This is a genomic window from Streptomyces sp. NPDC036813 (assembly GCF_055609245.1).
Genome location: NZ_JBVJPV010000011.1, coordinates 169,625 through 189,496, shown reverse-complemented (window position 1 = coordinate 189,496; position 19,872 = coordinate 169,625). Strand labels below are relative to the sequence as shown.

The following is a 19,872-nucleotide window of genomic DNA, read 5'->3' as shown; positions in this document are numbered from 1 at the left end:
CTTCCTCGATGCGCTGTGTGTACGAGGCTTCGCACTGGGGACGAAGCTACCGTCATCCCTACGAACGTCGCGGCCCGGTGGATGGTTCCAGCCCGCTTTACCTTTTTTACCCGACGGGAAATGGGATGACGTGGACCGGGCCCAGCCGGGAACATGGACCGCATGTCCGGTCCCCATCTCATCCGCGGTTCCGTCGCGCTCCCCGAGGCCGAGCTGATGTGGCGCTTCTCGCGGTCGTCGGGGCCCGGCGGACAGCACGTCAACACGTCCGACTCCGCCGCCGAGGTCCGCTTCGACCTCGCCCGCACCGAGGCGCTGCCCGAGGTGTGGAAGCGGCGTGCGCTGGAGCGGCTCGGGCCGCGGCTGGTCGACGGGGTGCTCAGCGTGCGCGCCACCGAGCACCGCTCGCAGTGGCGCAACCGGGAGGCCGCCGCGGTGCGCCTCGCGGCGCTGCTCGCGGAGGCGACGGCTCCGCCACCGAGGCCGCGCAAGCCGACGCGCGTGCCGCGGGGTATCAACGAACGCCGGCTGCGCGAGAAGAAACAGCGCGCGGAGACCAAGCGGGGGCGTACGGGACGGGACTGGACGCGGTAGAGGGTCGGCGGGCCGGGGACGAGCGACCCCGCGGTAGAGGGTGCGCGGGCCGGGGACGAGCGACCCCGCGGTAGAGGGGTGCGCGGCCCGGGCGAGTGACCCGCGCAGGCTGTCCGGGCCGACGTCAGCCGAGCTCCGGCACCCCTCCGCGGGCCGGCGTCAGCCGAGCTCCGGCACCCCTCCGCGGGCCGGTGTCAGCCGAGCTTCAGTACCGCCACCGCGGGCCGGTGTCAGCCGAGCTTCAGCACCCCCACCGTCTGATCCCCGCTCACCTCGCCGTTCTTGCGAAAGCCCAGGCCCAGGTAGAAGGCCTCCGGGCCGTCGGGGCCGGGGTGCCAGCTGACGTACATCTCCTCGGTGCCCCGCCGGCGCAGTTCCTCCGCCACCGCCCGGACCGCGAAGCGGCCGTAGCCGCGGCCCTGGGCGTCGGCCGCGATGTTGAGGCGCCACAGGCCGGAGCGGTGCACGGTGCCGTCGCCGTGCCAGTCGATGCCGAGGAAGGCCATCAGAAAGCCGACCGGCCGCTCACCGTCGACGATCAGGCGGGGCCACGCCACGCCTTCGGGGTGGACGTAGGCCTCGGCGAGGGACTGCATCACCGGCGAGACCGCGTGTTCCTGGTCGGGGCGGACCCGGATGCCCACGGCGGCGTCGAAGGTGTGCGGGGTGATCTCCTCGAGGTGGGTCATCTCTGCACCCTAAGGACGCCGGACGGCCACCGGCGAGGGGTTTTCGGGCGTCACCCCAACTGCCGGTACCGCCCCTTGAAGTACATCAGGGGGCCGCCGTCCGCGCTCGGTACGCGGGCCGTCAGGACGCGGCCGATCACCAGGGTGTGGTCGCCGGCCGCGACGCGCTGTTCGGTGCGGCACTCCAGGGTGGCCAGCGCGCCGCCCACCAGGGGCGAGCCGGTGACCTCGCCGCGCACGTACGGGATGTCCTCGAAGAGCAGGCGGTCGCTGATGCGGCCCTTCATCGCGAAGCGGCCGGCGATGTGGCGCTGGCTCTCGGCGAGGACCGAGACGGCCCACATCGGCTGCTCGGCGAGCAGGTCGTCCATGCGTGAGCCCTCCCGCAGGCTGACGAGCACCAGCGGTGGGTCGAGGGAGACCGACATGAACGCGGTGGCGGTCATGCCGACGTCCTCGCCGGTGGGCGCGTCCGGGTCGTCCGGGTCGAGCGGCGGCTCCTGCGCGGTCACCAGGACCACGCCCGCGGCGAGCCGGGACATGGCGGCGCGGAACTCGTCGTGGGTCACCCCCTCAGCATGCCCGGCGGGGGCGGGTGTGAAGGGGGAGGGCACGGCAGGGGAAGTCTTCAGCACGCCGGAAACGCTAGTCTCCGCTCCACAGGCCCCGCATCGGACCCTGGACCGGGCGCGGACCTAGGTCTTCCGCCTGACTCCGGCCCGGAACGGCCGCCGATGCCGCATACTCGCAAAGTGTCCGTTCGGTTAACGCACAGGAAAAACGCAGAAACTCCACTTTATTGTTCACGTTTTGCTGTGACTTGAGTCACAAGGGCAAGGAAATGTTGACCCTGTGTACCGAGTGAGCAGCGCGCTGTGATTCAGTGGCGAAAGACGCAGTACGAGACGCCACCAGGCTCAGACGACGATACGCCGACGACAACCCTTGATTCGCTGCGAAGTCTCGGGGGGAGGGCGAGCATGGAGACCGAGTCGGAACCCTACGTCCGTCTTGCGTCCCTGCGGCAGCTGCACCAGGTCATGGCGGACATGAACACCGCCCGCAGCCTGGCGGACACCCTGCAGACCGTCGCCGACGGCGTGGTGACCGCCCTCGGTTACGAGCTGGCGTGCGTCAACCTCGTCCGCCCCGACGGGGATCTCGTCGTCGCCGCCTTCGCCGGCAACCCCGCCGCCGAGGCACTGATCACCGGCCGCGTCGGCTCCCGCCCGTCCTGGGACCGCCGCCTGGCCATGGGCGAGCAGTGGGGCGACCTGGTGTTCATACCGCACACCGAGGGCTGGGTCCTCGACGACGACGACGTCCCGCAGTGGTACACCGACGGGCCCGCGCCCCGCTTCGAGGACGAGTGGCACCCCTCCGACCGGCTCTTCGCCCCCATGTACGCGCCCGGCGCGCAGGGCGGCCCGCGCGGCGAACTGCTCGGCGTACTGTCCGTGGACCGGCCGCGCAACGGCCGCAGGCCCGGCGCGTGGGGCCGCGAGGCCCTGCAGATGTATGCCTTCCAGGCCGCGATCGCGATATCCAACGCCCGGCTGCGCTCCAACATGCAGCGCGCCCTGGTCCGCCTGGAGCGTGAACAGCAGGCCCTGCGCGCCAGCGAGGAATCCTTCCGCCAGGCCTTCGAGTACGCCCCCTCCGGCATGGCCATCGCCGAGATGGGTGGCGACCAGCACGGCCGCATCCTGCGCACCAACGACGCGCTGTGCCGGCTCCTCGGCCGGCCCGCCTCCGCGATGCGCCGCTACTCCTTCTCCGACCTGGTCCACCCCGAGGACATCGGCACGCTGCTGCGCACCTCAGCCGAGGGCGGCCGCGCCGAGCTGCGCCTCGGCCGCCGTGACGGCACCTACGTCTGGGTGTCGCTGCGCAACTCCGTCGTCGCCGACACCGCCGACGGCCCCCGCTTCCTGCTCACCCACGTCGAGGACATAGAGGAGCGCAAGCGGCGCGAGCTCCAGCTCGCCCACCGCGCCTCCCACGACTCCCTCACCGGCCTGCCCAACTCCGCCGAGCTGCGCTCCCGGCTCGCCGCCCGCCTGTGCCGGCGGCCGCAGACCGCCCACCCCGCGCTCGACGCGTACGACTCCTTCGACACCGCCGAGGCCGCGCACGGGCACCCCGCCGCCTTCGACGCGAACGGCCACGGCTTCGACTTCCGGCCCGCCCCCGACGGCTACGACGCCTACGACCACCATGTGCACACCGTCGCCCCCGAGGGCGAGCGGGACGACGGCGCCAAGGGGCTCGCGGTGCTCTTCTGCGACCTCGACGGCTTCAAGTCGATCAACGACCGGTTCGGGCACAACGCGGGCGACGCGGTCCTCATCGAGGTGGCCCGGCGCCTCAGCAACGGCGTGCGCGACGGCGACACCGTCGCCCGGCTCGGCGGCGACGAGTTCGTGATCCTCGCCGACGGCCTCGGCCGCGCCGACGCGCAGGACCTCGCCGTACGCCTGCGCAACGAGATCATCCAGCCGATCCGCGCCGAGGGCCGGGCCGTGCGGGTGGGCGCCAGCTTCGGCATCGGCTGGGCGCACTGCGGCATGACGGCCGACGAGGTCCTCAAGTCGGCGGACGAACGGATGTACGTCGAGAAACGATCTCGTCCCAAACAGCACAGGCGCGCGGGGTAATCCGCAGGTCAGCGCGGTTGCGGGGAAAACGGTGCGGTTCGGGTCACCCGTTTGGGTCTTGTGGAGCGGGTAGGCTCGCCCTCTGCCACACCCCACACCAAGGACCCCATCCGCCCCCCACCTGTTGAGGAGAACGAAGGGATGACGCCCGGCAACAACGGCCCGAGCACCCCCGAGGACGACGACCCGTTCGGCTACCTCTACGCCGACGGACAGGCCCGGGGTGCCCAGCCGCCCGCGGGAGGCTACGGCTACCCGAACTCCGTCAGCCGGGTGCGCACCGTCGGGGAACGGCAGTACGGGCAGCAGGCGCCGACCGCCGCGCCGTACGGCCAGGTTCCGCAGCAGGGTGCCTACGGCAGGACCAACGCGCACTACGCGGCCCCCGAGACGTTCCCCGGCGGCGCGCCCACCGCCCCGCAGCACCAGGCCGCGGCCGGCGGGTCCGGCTCCGGCGGGCGGGGCCGCGGCCCCAACACCAAGGGCCTGCTGATCGGCGCGATCGCCGTCGTCGCGGCGGTGGTGGTCGGCATCGGCGTGGTGATGATGAACGGCAACTCGGACGACAAGAAGAACGACCAGTCCGGTACCGCCCCCACCCAGTCCCAGCAGAGCAGCACGCCGAGCCCGTCGTCGAGCGCGAGCGGGGACGCGGAGGTGAAGCTGCCGACGATCGATGCGAAGGCGCTCCGCCTGGAGGGCGGCGCGACGCTGGCGTCGGACGTGAAGGGTGCCAAGGCGGACGGCGGTGTCTATGTCACCGGCTTCAACGCCGTCGGCGCCAAGGTCACCTGGACGGTGAACGGCATCAAGGACAAGGGCACGTACCGCCTGTACGTGCGCTACGGCATTCCGGGCGCCGATGCGAACGCCACTCTCTCGGTCAACGGCAAGCCCAACACCCAGCCGCTGAACATGAAGAACTTCGGCGGTACGCCGGCGGGCGACTGGGAGAAGGGCTGGAAGGAGACCTGGGCCAACGTGAACCTGACCGAGGGCACCAACACGCTCGAGCTCTCCTGCCAGCAGGGCAACCAGTGCAACGCCGTGCTGGACCAGATGTGGCTCACGACGGACCCTCCGGCCTGACGCCGCCGCCCGCTCCCCGCCGGCTGCGGGGCGCGGGCGCCGCATACCGATGAGCACGGCCCGGTCCGGCTTGAGGCCAGTTGCGAAACGGGCCCCTCAAGCCGCCGTCGCCTCCGTCGTCACCGCCACCTTCCCCAGCAGCTCCTCGTAGGCCCTCGCGTCGTACTCGCCCGCTGCCGGGGCGAGGACCGTTGCGGCGGAGAGGGCCACCGCTCGGGTGAGGCGGTCCGGCCAGGGGAGGCCTTCCACCAGGCCTGAGACCAGGCCGGCGACGGCCGAGTCGCCGGCGCCGGTCGGGTTGCCGTGGACGCGGCCCGGCGGGGTGGCCCGCCAGCGGCCCTCCGGGGCGGCGGCCAGGAGGCCGTCCGCGCCGAGCGACGCGACGACCGCGCGCGCCCCGCGCCGCCGTGTGTCCTGCGTCGCGCGCACCGGCTCGTGGGAGCCCGTCAGTTCCGCCAGCTCGTCGGCGTTGGGCTTGACGATGTCCGGGCGGGCGGCGACCCCTCGGCGCAGCGGCTCACCGCTGGTGTCCAGCAGTACGGGTACCCCCGCCGCGCGCGCCGTACGGATCAGGCCCGCGTACGCGCCCACCGGCACGCCCGGCGGCAGGCTGCCGCACAGGGCCACGGCGGAGGCGGAGGCGATCAGCTCCTCGTAGCGGTCCTGGAAGGCGTCCCACTCGGTGGGCGCGATGACCGGGCCCGGTTCGTTCAGCTGGGTGGTGTCGCCGCTGCGCTCGTCCACGACGGCGATCGTGCGGCGCGTGGCGCCCGCGACCGGCACCAGCGCGTCGCGGACACCGGCCGTGTCCGTCAGCAGGTCACGGACGACGCGCCCGGTGGCGCCGCCCGCGAAGCCGGTGACCGTCACCTCGTGGCCGAGGGCCGCGAGGACCCGCGCCACGTTGACCCCCTTGCCGCCCGGCCGTTCGGTGACGTCCGTGACGCGGTGGGAGGTGTGCGGCCGCAGCGAGCGGACGCGGTAGGTGATGTCGAGAGCGGTGTTCAGTGTGACCGTGAGGATCACCTGGGCCGACCTCCCCCGCATACGTGTGCTGACCGTGGACTTCCGGAGAGCCGATCATGCCAAAGAGACGGCGGTCGGCCCAGCCCCGGGACCGGCCACCGTCCCCGTACGAGCGGACGGATCAGGCCAGTTGGGGGCCAACCACCCACTCGCCGCGGCGCATCACGCCCTTCAGGTCGAAGTGCTCGTCCAGCAGGACCAGGTCCGCGTCCTTGCCCGGCTCGAGCGAGCCGACGCGGTCGTCCAGTCCGAGCAGTCGCGCAGGGTTGGCCGACAGCGCCCTCACCACGTCCTCCACCGGCAGCCGGTCCACCGTCACCGCCCGCTTGAACGCACGGTCCAGGGTGAGCGTGGAGCCCGCGATCGAGCCGCCCTCCACCAGCCGCGCCACACCGTCGGCGACCTCCACCTCCAGCGGTCCGAGCATGTAGCGGCCGTCGCCGAAGCCGGCCGCGTCCATCGCGTCCGTGATGAACGCGACCCGGTCCGCGCCCGCGTGATGGAACGCCAGTTGCAGGGCCGCCGGGTGCAGATGGACCCCGTCGTCGATCAGCTCGACCGTGATCCGCTCGTCCTCCAGCAGCGCCGTGATGGGCCCGGGGGCGCGGTGGCCGATCGGCGGCATCGCGTTGAACAGGTGCGTGGCGACCGTCGCGCCCGCGTCGATCGCCTCGAGGGTCTGCTCGTAGGTGGCGTCCGTGTGCCCGATCGCCGCGATCACGCCGTGCTCGGCGAGCAGCCGTACGGAGTCGACGCCGCCCGGCAGCTCGGTGGCGAGGGTGACCATCTTCGCGTGCCCGCGCGCCGCGTCGATCAGCTTGCGCACCTCGGCGGGCTCCGGGTCGCGCAGCAGTTCCTCGGAGTGCGCGCCCTTGCGGCAGGGCGAGATGAACGGCCCCTCGAAGTGGATCCCGGCGATGTCGCCCTGCTCGGCCAGCTCGCTCAGCAGCCCGGCGCGGTGCGTCAGGAAGTCCATGTCGCCGGTGACGGTGGAGGCGACGAGGGTGGTGGTGCCGTGCAGGCGGTGGGTGTGGATGCCCTTGAGGACGTCCTCGACGGTGCCGGAGGTGAAGGAGGCTCCGCCGCCGCCGTGGTTGTGCAGGTCGACGAAGCCGGGGACCACGTAGTGGTTGCTTACGTCGATGACCTGGGCGTTCACGGGTGCCGTACCGGTGATGCGGCTGCCGTCGATCACCACCTGGCCGTCCGGGACGGTGCCTGTGGGGAGGACGACCGTTGCGCCGGTCAGCACCACGGGGGTGCCGGCCGTGGTGGGGTGCGGCGTCGTCGTGGTTTCTCGCGCCCCGCGGCCGAGCCGCACATGGGCGCTGTCCCGCGCCCCTGGGTCGGTTGCCATTACGGCGTTTCCTCCTTGCCGTTCGTGGTGTCGAGGAGGTCCCAGGCCAGGAGGCCTGCGCCCAGGCATCCGGCCGTGTCGCCCAGGGCGGCCGGGACGATCTCCGGCAGTTTCTGGAAGGTGACCCGCTGCGCGACGGCGTCCCGCAGTGGTGTGAACAAGGTTTCCCCCGCCTCGGCCAGGCCGCCACCGATGATCAGGGTGCGCGGGTCCAGCAGGGTGAGCGCGGTGACCAGGCCGTCGGCGAGGGCGTCGACCGCCTCCTGCCAGACGCGGACGGCGTTCGGGTCGCCGGACGCGACGGCCTTGGCGCAGTCCGCTGCGTCGGCTTGCGGGTCGCCGCAGGCCGCGGCCCACGCCTGGCTGACCGCCGACGCGGACGCGAACCGTTCCAGGCAGCCGCGCTGCCCGCAGGGGCAGGGGGTGCCCCCTGGGCGTACGACGATGTGGCCGATCTCGCCCGCGAAGCCGTGCGCGCCCGCCTCGACCCGGCCGCCGATGCCGATCGCGCCGGCGATCCCGGTGCCCAGCGGCACGAACAGGTAGCGGTCGGCGCCCCGGCCCGCGCCGAGGCGCCCCTCGGCGAGTCCGCCGGCCCGCACGTCGTGGCCCAGGGCGACCGGCGCGCCGAGCCGCTTCGCGAGCAGGTCGCGCAGGGGCAGGTCGCGCCAGCCGAGGTTGGCGGCGTAGGCGGCGATGCCGTGCTGTTCGTCGACGATGCCGGGGACGACGACACCGGCCGCGGCGGCGGGCTCGCCGAGGTGTGCCTCGCCGTGGGCGCGCAGGTCGGCGGCGAAGCCGAGGATGTGCTCGACGACCGCGTCCGGCCCGTGCTCGCGGCCCGTGGGCCGGCGTGCCTGGTGGAGCAGTTCGCCGTCCGCCCCGACCAGGGCGGCCTTCATCCCGGTGCCGCCCACGTCGAGGGCGATGACATGTCTCACGGGGGACAGTGTGGCCCCACCACCCGCGAGAGGTCTAGTCCACTCGCATGGTGTAGACCTTAATCCGTTAATCGGAAAGTGGTTCAGACGTCTCCGACGGGTCAGACGTCTGCGAGGGTGGGGGAGCCGGAGCGGTGCAGCGGCGAAGGACGACGACGATCGCGGGGATCTCCGCGCTGGGAATGGCAGCGGTGCTCACCGGCTGCGGCGTCACCGGCGGCTCCGGTGACGTGACCCTGAAGCTGGTCGCCGCCGACTACGGCGACAACGACTCCAACAGCTCCCGGCACTACTGGGACGGCCTCGTCAAGGACTACGAGAAGCAGCACCCCGGCGTGAAGATCGACGTCAGCGTGTACTCGTGGAACGACGTCGACCGCAAGGTCAAGGAGATGACCGACGCCGGACAGGCGCCCGACCTGGCCCAGATCGGCGCCTACGCCGACTACGCGGCCAAGGACGAGCTGTACCGGGCCGACGACGTGCTCTCCATCTCCACCCAGGCCGACTTCGTCTCCCAGTTGGTGTCGGCGGGACAGGTGCACGGGGTGCAGTACGGCATGCCGTTCGCCGCCTCCACCCGGCTGCTCTTCTACAACAAGACCCTCTTCGACAAGGCGCACATCGACCCGCCCAAGACGTGGGCCGAGCTGGCCGCCGACGCAGCGGTGCTCAAGGACAAGGGCGTGAAGTACCCCTACGCGCTGCCGCTCGGGCCGGAGGAGGCGCAGGCCGAGACCATGCAGTGGCTGCTCAGCGGCGGTGGCGGCTACGTCGACACCGTCGGCACCTACGGCATCGACTCCTCGCAGAACGTGCAGACCTTCACCTGGCTGAAGAACGAACTGGTCGGCAAGGACCTCACCGGGCCCGTCGCACCCGGTGAACTCAACCGCGCCGACGCCTTCACCGCCTTCGCCAACGGCGAGGTCGGCATGCTCAACGGGCATCCCTCACTGATGCAGATGGCCGCGAAGAAGGGCGTGAAGTTCGGCATGGTCACCATGCCGGGCGTGAACGGCCCCAGCCGGTCGGTGATGGGCGTGGCCGACTGGATGATGGCGTTCAAGAAGAACGGCCACCGCGAGCAGATCCGCGACTTCCTCGACTTCGTCTACAGCGAGAAGAACGTCCTCGACCTCTCCCGCACCTACGACCTGCTGCCCGTCACCACCTCCGCCTCCGCGGCGATGAACGGCTCCGGGCAGGACAAGGACATCCAGCCGTTCCTGGAGCAGCTGCCGCTCAGCGAGCTGTACCCGGTCGGCAAGACGTCCTGGGCTTTGGTCAGCGCCGACATCAAGAAGCGGATCGGGCAGACCGTCGACCCCACGGGCAGCGCCGTGTCCGTCCTCGGGCAGATCCAGTCGGCGGCGGTCGCGGCGGACAGCGCGCAGCCGTAGGCGTCCGGGGCCGTCGCCCGTGGCCCAGCCGCGGCCGGCGGCGTTGTCAGTGGCCGGCGGTACCGTTTCGGGCATGGATCAGGATCGGCTCGGGGCGCGCGAACAGGCGATCCTCGCGCTGGAGCGCCGGGGCTTTCCCGGCCCCGGCGCGAAGGAGCGCGCCATCCGTGAGGAGCTGGGCCTCGCCCCCGTCCGCTACTACCAGCTGCTCAACGCCCTGCTGGACGACACCCGCGCCCTCGCCCACGACCCGGTGACGGTGAACAGGCTCAGACGGATACGGGAAGCCCGCCGCGCCGAGCGGTGACGACACCGGTCTCCAGGTTCGGCGGGGGCCGTCCGGGGATAGGTTCGCGGTATGGGCAGCCATGACACGCAACCCCCGGACCTTCCCGAACCGGTGACCGCGCAGGGCCGCGAGGGCCTCGACGCAGTCCTCGCCCGCCCCGGCGGGGCGGTGATCGGCCTCGACTTCGACGGCACCCTCGCCCCCATCGTCGCCGACCCCGAACAGGCCCGCGCCCACCCGGACGCGGTACCGGCCCTCGCCCGACTCGCCCCCGAGGTCGCCTCGATCGCGGTGGTCACCGGCCGACCCGCGGGGGTCGCCGTACGGCACGGCGGTTTCGCGGGCGTGCCCGGCCTGGAGCGCCTCGTCGTCCTCGGCCACTACGGCGCCGAACGCTGGGAGGCCGCCACCGGTGAGCTGACCGCCCCGCCGCCCCATCCGGGCGTCGCGGCGGTGCGCGCCGAGCTGCCCGGGCTGCTGGACTCGGTCGGCGCCTGGCGGGGCACGTGGATCGAGGAGAAGGGCCGCGCGGTCGCCGTGCACACCCGCCGCGCCGAGGATCCGCAGGCCGCGTTCGAGGCGCTGCGCGAGCCGCTGGCGGACCTGGCGGCGCGGCACGGGCTGATCGTCGAACCCGGCCGCCTGGTCCTGGAGCTGCGCCCGCCCGGCGTCGACAAGGGGGTGGCACTGACGGAGTACGTCCGCGCGGTGGGCGCCGGGTCCGTCGTCTACGCCGGCGACGACCTGGGCGACCTGCCCGCCTTCGCGGCCGTCGACGCCCTGCGCGCCGAGGGCGTCCCGGGCCTGCTGGTGTGCAGCGGCAGCGCGGAGGTCACGGAGCTGTCGAAGCGGGCGGACGTGGTGGTCGACGGCCCGGAGGGAGTCGTACGCCTGCTGTCGGCGCTGGCGGACCGGGTGACCCGGCCCGCGTAGCCGCGCGGGGTCACCCCTGCAACGCCTCCAGCTGCTCCAGGAACCATTTGGCGGGCGGCAGCGCGGTCGCCGCTGCCGCCAGCCGCTTGGCCCGCTCGCCGCGCTCTCCCGCCGGCATGCTCAACGCCTCGTGCAGGGCGGCCGCCGTACCGGTCACGTCGTACGGATTGACCGCGATCGCGTCCTCGCCCAGCTCCTCGAACGCCCCGGCCTCCCGCGACAGCACCAGCGCGCACCCCTCGTCGGAGACCAGCGGCACCTCCTTGGCGACCAGGTTCATGCCGTCCCGGATCGGGTTGACCAGCGCCACGTCCGCGAGCCGGTACGCCGCGAGCGAGCGCGCGAAGTCGTCCTCGACGTGCAGCACGACCGGCGTCCAGCCGTCCGTGCCGTAGTCGGCGTTGATCTCCTCGGCCACCCGCTGCACCTCGGCCGTGTAGTCCCGGTAGACGGCGAGGTCCTGCCGGGACGGGTAGGCGAACGCCACGTGCACGACCCGCTCGCGCCACTCGGGGTGGTCCTCCAGCAGTTGCCGGTACGCCAGCAGGCCGCGCACGATGTTCTTCGACAGTTCGGTGCGGTCCACCCGGACGATCGCCTTGCGGCCGGCGCCGATCTGCTCCCGCAGCGCCGCCATCCGCTCGCCCACGTCCGTCCGGTGTGCCCGCTCGCGCAGGAAGTCGGCGTCCGCGCCGAGCCCGTGCACCCCGATCCGGGTGGTACCGAGCCCGCCCGCGAACTGCTCGCAGCACGCCGTGAAGGCGTCCGCCCAGCGCTGGGTGAGGAAGCCGAGCCGGTCCGCGCCCAGCATCCCGTCGAGCACCTGGCGCGCGATGTCGTCCGGCAGCATCCGGAAGTACTCCGGCGGCGCCCACGGCGTGTGCGAGAAGTGCCCGATGCGCAGGTCGGGGCGCAGCTCGCGGAGCATCCCCGGGACCAGGGTCAGGTGGTAGTCCTGCACGATCACCACGGCGCCCTCGGCGGCCTCCTCGGCCAGCGCCTCGGCGAACGCCCGGTTGTACGTCTCGTACGACGCCCACTGCCTGCGGAACTCCGCGTCGAAGACGGGCTCCAGGGGCGTCTGGTAGAGCATGTGGTGCACGAACCACAGCACCGAGTTGGCGATGCCGTTGTAGGCGTCGGCGTGCACCTCGGCCGGGATGTCCAGCATCCGCACGCCCTGCTCGCCCACCCCGCGCCGCACCGCCTCGCGGTCGCCGTCGGACAGCGCGGAGCACACCCACAGCGCGCCCGCCTCCGGTCCGATGGCCGACAGCCCGGACACCAGCCCGCCACCGCCCCGCTTGGCGGCGAGCGAGCCGTCGTCGCCCACCGAGTACGACACCGGGCCGCGGTTGGACGCGACCAGCACTCGAGCCCTCTGATCAGCAACGTGCGTGGAAGCCATACGCCTCAACCTAGCCCGCCCCGGAAAAACTCAAACGTATGGCCGGATCCGGTGGCCGGTCGTACACCATGAGCTCACGCGGCCCCTGCGCGACCGCTGGTGAAGATCCTGACAGCGCCGGTCCGGCGGCCGGGCCGGCTGACCGTCGCACCGCCGTCCGCCGAGGGCATCCGCCGCCTCGCCGTCCGCCGGGGGCGTCCGCCGCCTCGCCGTCCGCCGGGGGCGTGCGCCTCACGCCACCTTCCGCGCCGCGTACTCGGCGATCTCCATCATCGGGGGGCGTTCCTCCGTGTCCACGGAGTACGTGCGCGGCTCGAAGCCGTCCTCGCCCCGCTCGAACTGGGTCAGGGCCGGCCGGATCAGGTGGCCGCGGGCCAGCCGGAGCTGGGCGGTGCGGTAGATCGCCGCGGCCATCCGGCCGAGGGCCTGGCCGTCCTGGTGGCGGTGGATGCGCACACCGACGTCGACCTGGGCCAGGGCGTCAAGACCGACCAGGTGCAGCGCGTCGACCAGCATGCCCAGCTCCACGCCGTAGCCGACGGGGAAGGGCAGCTGTTCCAGCAGGGAGCGGCGGGCCGCGTACTCGCCGCCGAGCGGCTGGACGAAGCCGGCCAGCTGCGGCCAGTGCATGTTCAGCAGCGGGCGGGCCATCAGTTCGGTGACCCGCCCGCCCTGGCCCGCGGCGCCGGCCAGCGGGCGGTCGTACATCGCCTTGACCAGCTGCACCTCGGGGTCGGTGAGGAGCGGGCCGACGATGCCCGTGACGAAGTCGGAGGAGAACTCCTTCAGATCCGCGTCCACGAAACAGACGATGTCGCCGCTCGTGACCAGCAGGGAGCGCCACAGCACCTCGCCCTTGCCGGGGACGGCGGGTATGCGCGGCAGGATCTCGTCGCGGTGGACGACCCGGGCGCCCGCCGCCGCGGCCACCTCGGCGGTACGGTCGGTGGAGCCCGAGTCGACCACGACCACCTCGTCGACCAGCGGGACCTGCTGCATGAGGTCGTGCCGGACGATCGCGACGATGTCGCCGACCGTCTCCTCCTCGTTGAGGGCGGGCAGCACGACGGAGACCGTCTGCCCCGTGGCGCGCTTGGCGGCCAGGACCTGGTGCAGCGGTCGATCGGTCACGGACCAGGAGCGGGTGGTCAGCCAGCGCTCGACTTCTTCAAGCACGGTCTGCGGCTCCTCACTGTCGTGATCACACCGGCTCGCACCGGGTGAAGGGTGATCCATCTCGCGGTTCGGACGACTATCTCAACTGTCCTGGCCTTCGGTTACAGTCTTGAACAACGCTGATGACCATCGCATGTCGGGGGTCGGCCGCGTTCACAACCGAATACCGCTCATCCAGAGGGGCAGAGGGACACGGCCCGGTGAAGCCCCGGCAACCACCCTGACTCCGGACTCGTTCAGGCGAGGCTCCCGGCCGGGGAAGGTGCCAATTCCGTCTCACGGCGAGATGCGTCGTGAGGAAGATGAGGAGAAAGGGCCTCGCCTCACATGGCTGCGCAGACAGTTACCAGCACCTCCACCGTCGACCTCGGTCCCGCCGCGGCCCTGAGCTGCCGCGAATGCGGTCACCGCGTCCCGCTGGGCCCGGTCTTCGCGTGCGAGGAATGTTTCGGCCCGCTCGAGATCGCCTATGACTTCTCGGCCTACGACACCGAGGAACTCCGCAAGCGCATCGAGGCGGGACCCGCGAACATCTGGCGCTACGCACCACTGCTGCCCGTCCCCGCGGACGTGGCCGACAAGCCGAACATCAACCCGGGCTGGACCAAGCTCGTCAAGGCCGACCACCTCGCCGCCGAGCTCGGCGTGACCGGCGGTCTGTACGTCAAGGACGACTCCGGCAACCCGACCCACTCCTTCAAGGACCGCGTCGTCGCGCAGGCCCTGGAGGCGGCGCGCGCCTTCGGCTTCACCACCCTGTCCTGCTCCTCCACCGGCAACCTGGCCGGCGCCGTCGGCGCCGCCGCCGCACGGGCCGGCTTCCGCTCCTGCGTGTTCATCCCGCACGACCTGGAGCAGGGCAAGATCGTCATGGCCGCGATCTACGGCGGCGACCTCGTCGGCATCGAGGGCAACTACGACGACGTGAACCGCTTCTGCTCCGAGCTGATCGGCGACCCGGCCGGCGAGGGCTGGGGCTTCGTCAACGTCAACCTGCGGCCGTACTACGCCGAGGGCTCCAAGACCCTGGCGTACGAGATCTGCGAGCAGCTCGGCTGGCAGCTGCCCGACCAGCTCGTCATCCCGATCGCCTCCGGCTCGCAGCTCACCAAGGTCGACAAGGGCCTGCAGGAGCTGATCAAGCTCGGCCTGGTCGAGGACAAGCCGTACAAGATCTTCGGTGCGCAGGCCGAGGGCTGCTCGCCGGTGTCCACGGCCTTCAAGGCCGGGCACGACGTGGTGCGCCCGCAGAAGCCGAACACCATCGCCAAGTCGCTGGCGATCGGCAACCCGGCCGACGGCCCGTACGTCCTGGACATCGCGCGCCGCACGGGCGGCGCGGTGGAGGACGTCACCGACGAGCAGGTCGTCGACGCGATCAAGCTGCTGGCCCGCACGGAGGGCATCTTCGCGGAGACCGCCGGCGGGGTGACCGTGGGTGTGACCCGCAAGCTGATCGAGAACGGTGTCCTCGACCCGACGAAGACGACGGTCGTCCTGAACACCGGTGACGGCCTGAAGACCCTGGACGCGGTGGCCGGCACCGGCCTGACCGCCACCATCCGCCCGAACCTGGACTCCTTCCGAGAGGCTGGCCTCGCATGAGCGTGACCGTTCGCATCCCCACCATCCTGCGCACCTACACCGGTGGCCAGGCCGAGGTTCCCGCCGACGGGGCGACCCTCGCCGAGGTCATCGCGGACCTGGAGAAGAACCACACCGGGATCGCCGCGCGGGTGCTGGACGACCAGGGCAAGCTGCGCCGCTTCGTCAACGTGTACGTCAACGACGACGACGTGCGGTTCGAGCAGGGTCTGGAGACGGCCACCCCGGACGGCGCGGGCGTGTCGATCATTCCGGCGGTCGCCGGCGGCTGCTGACACACAGAGTTCATCGCATTGCCCCCTCCGTGAGAGAAACGGAGGGGGCAATTCCATGTGATTAGGCGCGGTAGAGTTGGGGAACGCGCCCCGGAATCGACGGGGGCGCGATCTCATGAACCTGCTGCACGGGCGACAAGAAGTAGCCAAAGTACGCGGGTCTTTTGTCTTTTTTGCCCCCTTTGTGTGGCCCGACTTGCTCGGAATTCAGGTGAATTCTCGCGAGATTTCGGACCGGGCTCGTCCAGAATTCTCGTCCGATTGACCTGTTGCAGACGGCAGTTGGACAGATACATTCAGCCGCGGTCGACGCGTTCCGGCGCACGCCCCCTTCCATCGGGGGGCGAGGTCTGACCCGGATCCGCGAAGTGTGGATCTGTGCAAGGGCCAGTAATAGGGGAGTTAGGCATGGCTCAGGGCACCGTCAAGTGGTTCAACGCGGAGAAGGGCTACGGCTTCATCGCGGTCGACGGTGGTGCGGACGTCTTCGTCCACTACAGCGCCATCCAGATGGACGGCTACCGCACCCTGGAAGAGGGCCAGCGGGTCGAGTTCGAGATCTCGCAGGGCCAGAAGGGTCCGCAGGCCGACATGGTTCGCGTCACCGCCTGAACGTTCATTCACGCACGAAGGGCCCGCACCTCGCACAGGGTGCGGGCCCTTCCGCGTGCCCGGGCACGTCCGGACGGCGCCGGGGGCGTGTTCGCGGGCGGCTGATCCACCGCCCGGACCCCGTCAGGCGCTTGCACTCGACCATGCCGAGTGCTAATCATTGCGTTAGCACTCTGAAGGTGAGAGTGACAACGTAAGGACCGGGTCGGTGAGGCCGGGGCCGGGCGGGGCAAGGAACCCGCGGGTCTTGGTCGTCCGTCGCGGGCGCGGGCGCGGTCCGAAGTAATCACCCCCAGTCCTGGAGGGACCACTTCACATGGCCAAGATCATCGCGTTCGACGAGGAGGCGCGGCGCGGCCTCGAGCGCGGCATGAACCAGCTCGCGGACGCCGTGAAGGTGACGCTCGGCCCCAAGGGCCGCAACGTCGTCCTCGAGAAGAAGTGGGGCGCGCCCACGATCACCAACGATGGTGTGTCCATCGCCAAGGAGATCGAGCTCGAGGACCCGTACGAGAAGATCGGCGCCGAGCTGGTCAAGGAAGTCGCCAAGAAGACGGACGACGTCGCCGGTGACGGTACGACCACCGCGACCGTGCTCGCCCAGGCCCTGGTCAAGGAAGGCCTGCGCAACGTCGCCGCCGGCGCCAACCCGATGGCTCTGAAGCGCGGTATCGAGAAGGCCGTCGAGGCCGTCTCCGCCGCCCTGCTGGAGCAGGCGAAGGACGTCGAGACCAAGGAGCAGATCGCCTCCACGGCCTCCATCTCCGCCGCCGACACCCAGATCGGCGAGCTGATCGCCGAGGCGATGGACAAGGTCGGCAAGGAAGGCGTCATCACCGTCGAGGAGAGCAACACCTTCGGCCTGGAGCTCGAGCTCACCGAGGGCATGCGCTTCGACAAGGGCTACATCTCCGCCTACTTCGCGACCGACATGGAGCGCATGGAGGCGGTGCTCGAGGACCCGTACATCCTCATCGCCAACTCCAAGATCTCCTCGGTCAAGGACCTGCTCCCGCTGCTGGAGAAGGTCATGCAGTCGGGCAAGCCGCTGCTGATCATCGCCGAGGACGTCGAGGGCGAGGCCCTGTCGACCCTGGTCGTCAACAAGATCCGCGGCACCTTCAAGTCCGTCGCCGTCAAGGCCCCGGGCTTCGGCGACCGCCGCAAGGCCATGCTCGGCGACATCGCCATCCTCACGGGCGGCGAGGTCATCTCCGAGGAGGTCGGCCTCAAGCTGGAGAACGCGACCCTGGACCTCCTGGGCCGCGCCCGCAAGGTCGTCATCACCAAGGACGAGACCACCATCGTCGACGGTGCCGGCTCCTCGGACCAGGTCGCGGGCCGCGTGAACCAGATCCGCGCCGAGATCGAGAACAGCGACTCCGACTACGACCGCGAGAAGCTGCAGGAGCGCCTGGCGAAGCTCGCCGGCGGTGTCGCGGTCATCAAGGCCGGTGCCGCCACCGAGGTGGAGCTCAAGGAGCGCAAGCACCGCATCGAGGACGCCGTCCGCAACGCCAAGGCGGCCGTCGAGGAGGGCATCGTCGCCGGTGGTGGCGTGGCCCTGCTGCAGACCACCCACGTCTTCGACAAGCTCGAGCTCGACGGTGACGAGGCGACCGGCGCCCAGGCCGTGAAGCTCGCGCTCGAGGCCCCGCTGAAGCAGATCGCGGTCAACGCCGGCCTCGAGGGCGGCGTCGTGGTGGAGAAGGTGCGCAACCTGACCCCGGGTCACGGCCTGAACGCCGCGACCGGCGAGTACGTCGACCTGGTCGCCGAGGGCATCATCGACCCGGCCAAGGTGACGCGCTCCGCGCTGCAGAACGCCGCATCGATCGCCGCGCTGTTCCTCACCACCGAGGCCGTCATCGCCGACAAGCCGGAGAAGGCCGCGGCCCCGGCCGGCGGCGGCATGCCGGGCGGTGACATGGACTTCTGATCCTTCTCGGATCACCTGTCCTTGTCCGGTCTTCGCGAAGGCCACTCCGAGGGCGGCACCCCCAGCTTCCGGCTGGGGGTGCCGCCCTCGGGCGTGTCCGGGGTCACATATGCCGGGCCCGGTCGCCGGAATGAGGGGTGGGCCGCACATGGTTGCTTCAGTGAGTGCAACAATGCGCGCGCACATACCAACCGGTCACCAGAGGAGCCTCCCCATGACCCTCGCCGAGCCCGCCGCCGCCCGCGCGGCCGCCCTGCTCTCCCGTCCGACGACGATCAACGGTCTGACCGTCCCGAACCGCATCGCGATGGCGCCGATGACCCGGATGTTCTCGCCGGGCGGCATCCCCGGTGAGGACGTGGTGTCGTACTACGCCCGCCGCGCCGCCGCCGGTGTCGGTCTGATCGTCACCGAGGGGACGTACGTCGGACACGAGTCGGCGGGGCAGAGCGACCGGGTGCCGCGGTTCCACGGTGAGGAGCAGCTGGCCGGGTGGGCGAAGGTCGCCGAGGCCGTGCACGCCGGCGGCGGCACGATCGTGCCGCAGCTGTGGCACATCGGCATGGTCCGCAAGCAGGGCGACCCGCCCTTCCCGGACGCCCCGGCCATGGGCCCCTCCGGCCTCGTCACCGCCGGTGCCGAGCCCACCGGCAAGGCCATGACGCAAACGGACCTGGACGACGTCGTCGCCGCGTTCGCCCAGGCCGCGGCCGACGCCGAGCGCATCGGTTTCGACGGCGTGGAGATCCACGGCGCCCACGGCTACCTCGTCGACCAGTTCCTGTGGGAGGGCACCAACCGCCGCACCGACGCCTACGGCGGCGACCCGGTGTCCCGCGTCAGGTTCGCGGCGGAGATCGTCGCGGCCGTCCGCGAGAAGGTGTCGCCGGAGTTCCCGGTCCTCTTCCGCTACTCGCAGTGGAAGCAGCAGGACTACACCGCCCGTCTCGCCGAGACCCCCGAGGAGCTGGAGGCGATCCTGACGCCGCTGGCCGCCGCCGGTGTCGACGCCTTCCACGCCTCCACCCGCCGCTACTGGCTGCCGGAGTTCGACGGTTCCGACCTCAACCTGGCCGGCTGGACCAAGAAGCTGACCGGCAAGCCCGTCATCACCGTCGGCTCGGTGGGCCTCGACGGCGACTTCCTCCAGGCCTTCCAGGGCGAGGGCTCGCCGGTCAAGAACATCGACAACCTCCTGGACCGCCTGGAGGCCGACGAGTTCGACCTGGTCGCCATCGGCCGGGCCCTGCTCCAGGACCCCGAGTGGGCGGCGAAGGTGCTGGCCGGCCGCTTCGACGAGCTGAAGCCGTACGACGCGGCGGCGCTGAAGACGCTGAGCTGAGCGGTACGGCGCGTTCGCGCCGGACGACGGCCGGGGTGTCCGGGTATCCGGAGCCACCCCGGCCGACGCGTGTCCGGAGACGACTCCGGCCGCGCGACCGACACGGCCCCGGCCCTACTCGCCGTCCCGCCCACGCCGTTCATCCCACACCGCCGCGCTGCCGCACCGCCGCATGGCCGCCCCGACGGGCGGGGGCGGGGAGTCGGGGTCGGCGGAACCGCCGGGCGGGGGCGAGCCCGCCGGGGAGCCGGGCTTGGCCAAACCGACGGGTCGCCGCCGCACCGCTTCACGGCCTCGCCGCGCCGCCGGGGAGCCGGCCGGGGCGAACCGACGGGTCGCCGCCGCGCCGCCTCGCGGCCTTGCCCAACCGCCGCACCGCCGCACGGCCGCCCCGACGGCGGGGGCGGGGAGCCGGGGTCGGCGAACCGCCGGGCGGGGGCCAGCCCGCCGGGGAGCCGGGCTTGGCCAAACCGACGGGTCGCCGCCGCACCGCTTCACGGCCTCGCCGCGCCGCCGGGGAGCCGGCCGGGGCGAACC

18 protein-coding genes and 1 riboswitch are annotated in these 19,872 nt (G+C 71.7%); of the genes, 11 read left to right on the top strand and 7 right to left on the bottom strand.

Annotation, left to right across the window (positions count from 1 at the left end; translation table 11 throughout):
• Positions 1–153: 153 nt before the first annotated feature.
• Entirely contained in the window at positions 154–594 is a 441-nt protein-coding gene (arfB, locus tag ACZ67Q_RS23390) for an alternative ribosome rescue aminoacyl-tRNA hydrolase ArfB (RefSeq protein ID WP_471185247.1), read from the top strand.
• A gap of 230 nt (positions 595–824) precedes the next feature.
• On the opposite strand, the gene ACZ67Q_RS23385 is transcribed toward arfB, so the two are convergent.
• Together ACZ67Q_RS23385 and ACZ67Q_RS23380 are read right to left on the bottom strand one after the other, a co-directional pair.
• Entirely contained in the window at positions 825–1,283 is a 459-nt protein-coding gene (locus tag ACZ67Q_RS23385; protein WP_471185245.1) for a GNAT family N-acetyltransferase, read from the bottom strand.
• Between the two features lie 50 nt (positions 1,284–1,333).
• A complete protein-coding gene (locus ACZ67Q_RS23380) occupies positions 1,334–1,918 on the bottom strand; it encodes a flavin reductase family protein (protein ID WP_471185242.1) in 585 nt (194 codons plus the stop codon).
• A 345-nt stretch (positions 1,919–2,263) separates the two neighbouring features.
• Here ACZ67Q_RS23380 and cdgB point away from each other — a divergent pair, with 345 nt between their 5' ends.
• Together cdgB and ACZ67Q_RS23370 are read left to right on the top strand one after the other, a co-directional pair.
• Positions 2,264–3,940: a diguanylate cyclase CdgB gene (cdgB, locus tag ACZ67Q_RS23375; RefSeq protein ID WP_361631535.1), complete on the top strand. Its 1,677-nt coding sequence runs from the start codon at positions 2,264–2,266 to the stop codon at positions 3,938–3,940.
• A gap of 141 nt (positions 3,941–4,081) precedes the next feature.
• Entirely contained in the window at positions 4,082–5,029 is a 948-nt protein-coding gene (locus tag ACZ67Q_RS23370) for a carbohydrate-binding protein (protein WP_471185239.1), read from the top strand.
• A gap of 96 nt (positions 5,030–5,125) precedes the next feature.
• On the opposite strand, the gene ACZ67Q_RS23365 is transcribed toward ACZ67Q_RS23370, so the two are convergent.
• The 3 genes from ACZ67Q_RS23365 to ACZ67Q_RS23355 form a co-directional block, all read right to left on the bottom strand.
• Positions 5,126–6,055: a 1-phosphofructokinase family hexose kinase gene (locus tag ACZ67Q_RS23365; RefSeq protein ID WP_471185237.1), complete on the bottom strand. Its 930-nt coding sequence runs from the start codon at positions 6,053–6,055 to the stop codon at positions 5,126–5,128.
• A 121-nt stretch (positions 6,056–6,176) separates the two neighbouring features.
• Positions 6,177–7,412, bottom strand: a complete 1,236-nt coding sequence (gene nagA / locus ACZ67Q_RS23360; protein ID WP_471185234.1) for an N-acetylglucosamine-6-phosphate deacetylase — start codon at positions 7,410–7,412, stop codon at positions 6,177–6,179.
• Positions 7,412–8,353, bottom strand: coding sequence for an ROK family protein (locus ACZ67Q_RS23355; RefSeq protein WP_471185232.1), 942 nt, complete (start codon positions 8,351–8,353; stop codon positions 7,412–7,414). The genes nagA and ACZ67Q_RS23355 overlap by 1 nt, the downstream gene beginning before the upstream one ends.
• Before the next feature lie 134 nt (positions 8,354–8,487).
• On the opposite strand from ACZ67Q_RS23355, the gene ACZ67Q_RS23350 reads away from it, so the two are divergent.
• The 3 genes from ACZ67Q_RS23350 to otsB all read left to right on the top strand — a co-directional run bounded on the left by ACZ67Q_RS23350 (position 8,488) and on the right by otsB (position 10,978).
• Positions 8,488–9,756: an ABC transporter substrate-binding protein gene (locus tag ACZ67Q_RS23350; RefSeq protein ID WP_471185230.1), complete on the top strand. Its 1,269-nt coding sequence runs from the start codon at positions 8,488–8,490 to the stop codon at positions 9,754–9,756.
• A gap of 73 nt (positions 9,757–9,829) precedes the next feature.
• Complete coding sequence (locus ACZ67Q_RS23345; RefSeq protein ID WP_471185227.1) at positions 9,830–10,063, top strand: DUF3263 domain-containing protein; 234 nt, start codon at positions 9,830–9,832, stop codon at positions 10,061–10,063.
• 51 nt (positions 10,064–10,114) lie between these two features.
• Positions 10,115–10,978, top strand: coding sequence for a trehalose-phosphatase (otsB, locus tag ACZ67Q_RS23340; RefSeq protein ID WP_471185225.1), 864 nt, complete (start codon positions 10,115–10,117; stop codon positions 10,976–10,978).
• Positions 10,979–10,988: 10 nt separating this feature from the next.
• Here the strand turns inward: otsB and ACZ67Q_RS23335 are convergent, their stop codons facing one another.
• Together ACZ67Q_RS23335 and ACZ67Q_RS23330 are read right to left on the bottom strand one after the other, a co-directional pair.
• Complete coding sequence (locus tag ACZ67Q_RS23335; protein WP_471185222.1) at positions 10,989–12,386, bottom strand: alpha,alpha-trehalose-phosphate synthase (UDP-forming); 1,398 nt, start codon at positions 12,384–12,386, stop codon at positions 10,989–10,991.
• Positions 12,387–12,617: 231 nt separating this feature from the next.
• A complete protein-coding gene (locus ACZ67Q_RS23330; protein WP_471185220.1) occupies positions 12,618–13,562 on the bottom strand; it encodes a glucosyl-3-phosphoglycerate synthase in 945 nt (314 codons plus the stop codon).
• A 167-nt stretch (positions 13,563–13,729) separates the two neighbouring features.
• Positions 13,730–13,871, top strand: a riboswitch (SAM riboswitch).
• An 18-nt stretch (positions 13,872–13,889) separates the two neighbouring features.
• Between ACZ67Q_RS23330 and thrC the strand changes: the two genes are divergently transcribed.
• From thrC to ACZ67Q_RS23305, 5 genes are all read left to right on the top strand, one after another.
• Positions 13,890–15,167: a threonine synthase gene (gene thrC, locus ACZ67Q_RS23325; RefSeq protein ID WP_471185218.1), complete on the top strand. Its 1,278-nt coding sequence runs from the start codon at positions 13,890–13,892 to the stop codon at positions 15,165–15,167.
• Complete coding sequence (locus ACZ67Q_RS23320; RefSeq protein ID WP_363263563.1) at positions 15,164–15,442, top strand: MoaD/ThiS family protein; 279 nt, start codon at positions 15,164–15,166, stop codon at positions 15,440–15,442. The genes thrC and ACZ67Q_RS23320 overlap by 4 nt, the downstream gene beginning before the upstream one ends.
• A 408-nt stretch (positions 15,443–15,850) precedes the next feature.
• Entirely contained in the window at positions 15,851–16,054 is a 204-nt protein-coding gene (locus ACZ67Q_RS23315; protein WP_004986573.1) for a cold-shock protein, read from the top strand.
• A gap of 316 nt (positions 16,055–16,370) precedes the next feature.
• Positions 16,371–17,993 carry a chaperonin GroEL gene (groL, locus tag ACZ67Q_RS23310; RefSeq protein WP_361631511.1) on the top strand — a complete coding sequence of 541 codons (1,623 nt, stop codon included), beginning with the start codon at positions 16,371–16,373 and terminating at the stop codon, positions 17,991–17,993.
• 214 nt (positions 17,994–18,207) lie between these two features.
• Positions 18,208–19,335, top strand: coding sequence for an NADH:flavin oxidoreductase (locus tag ACZ67Q_RS23305; protein WP_471185214.1), 1,128 nt, complete (start codon positions 18,208–18,210; stop codon positions 19,333–19,335).
• The last annotated feature ends 537 nt before the right edge of the window (positions 19,336–19,872 follow it).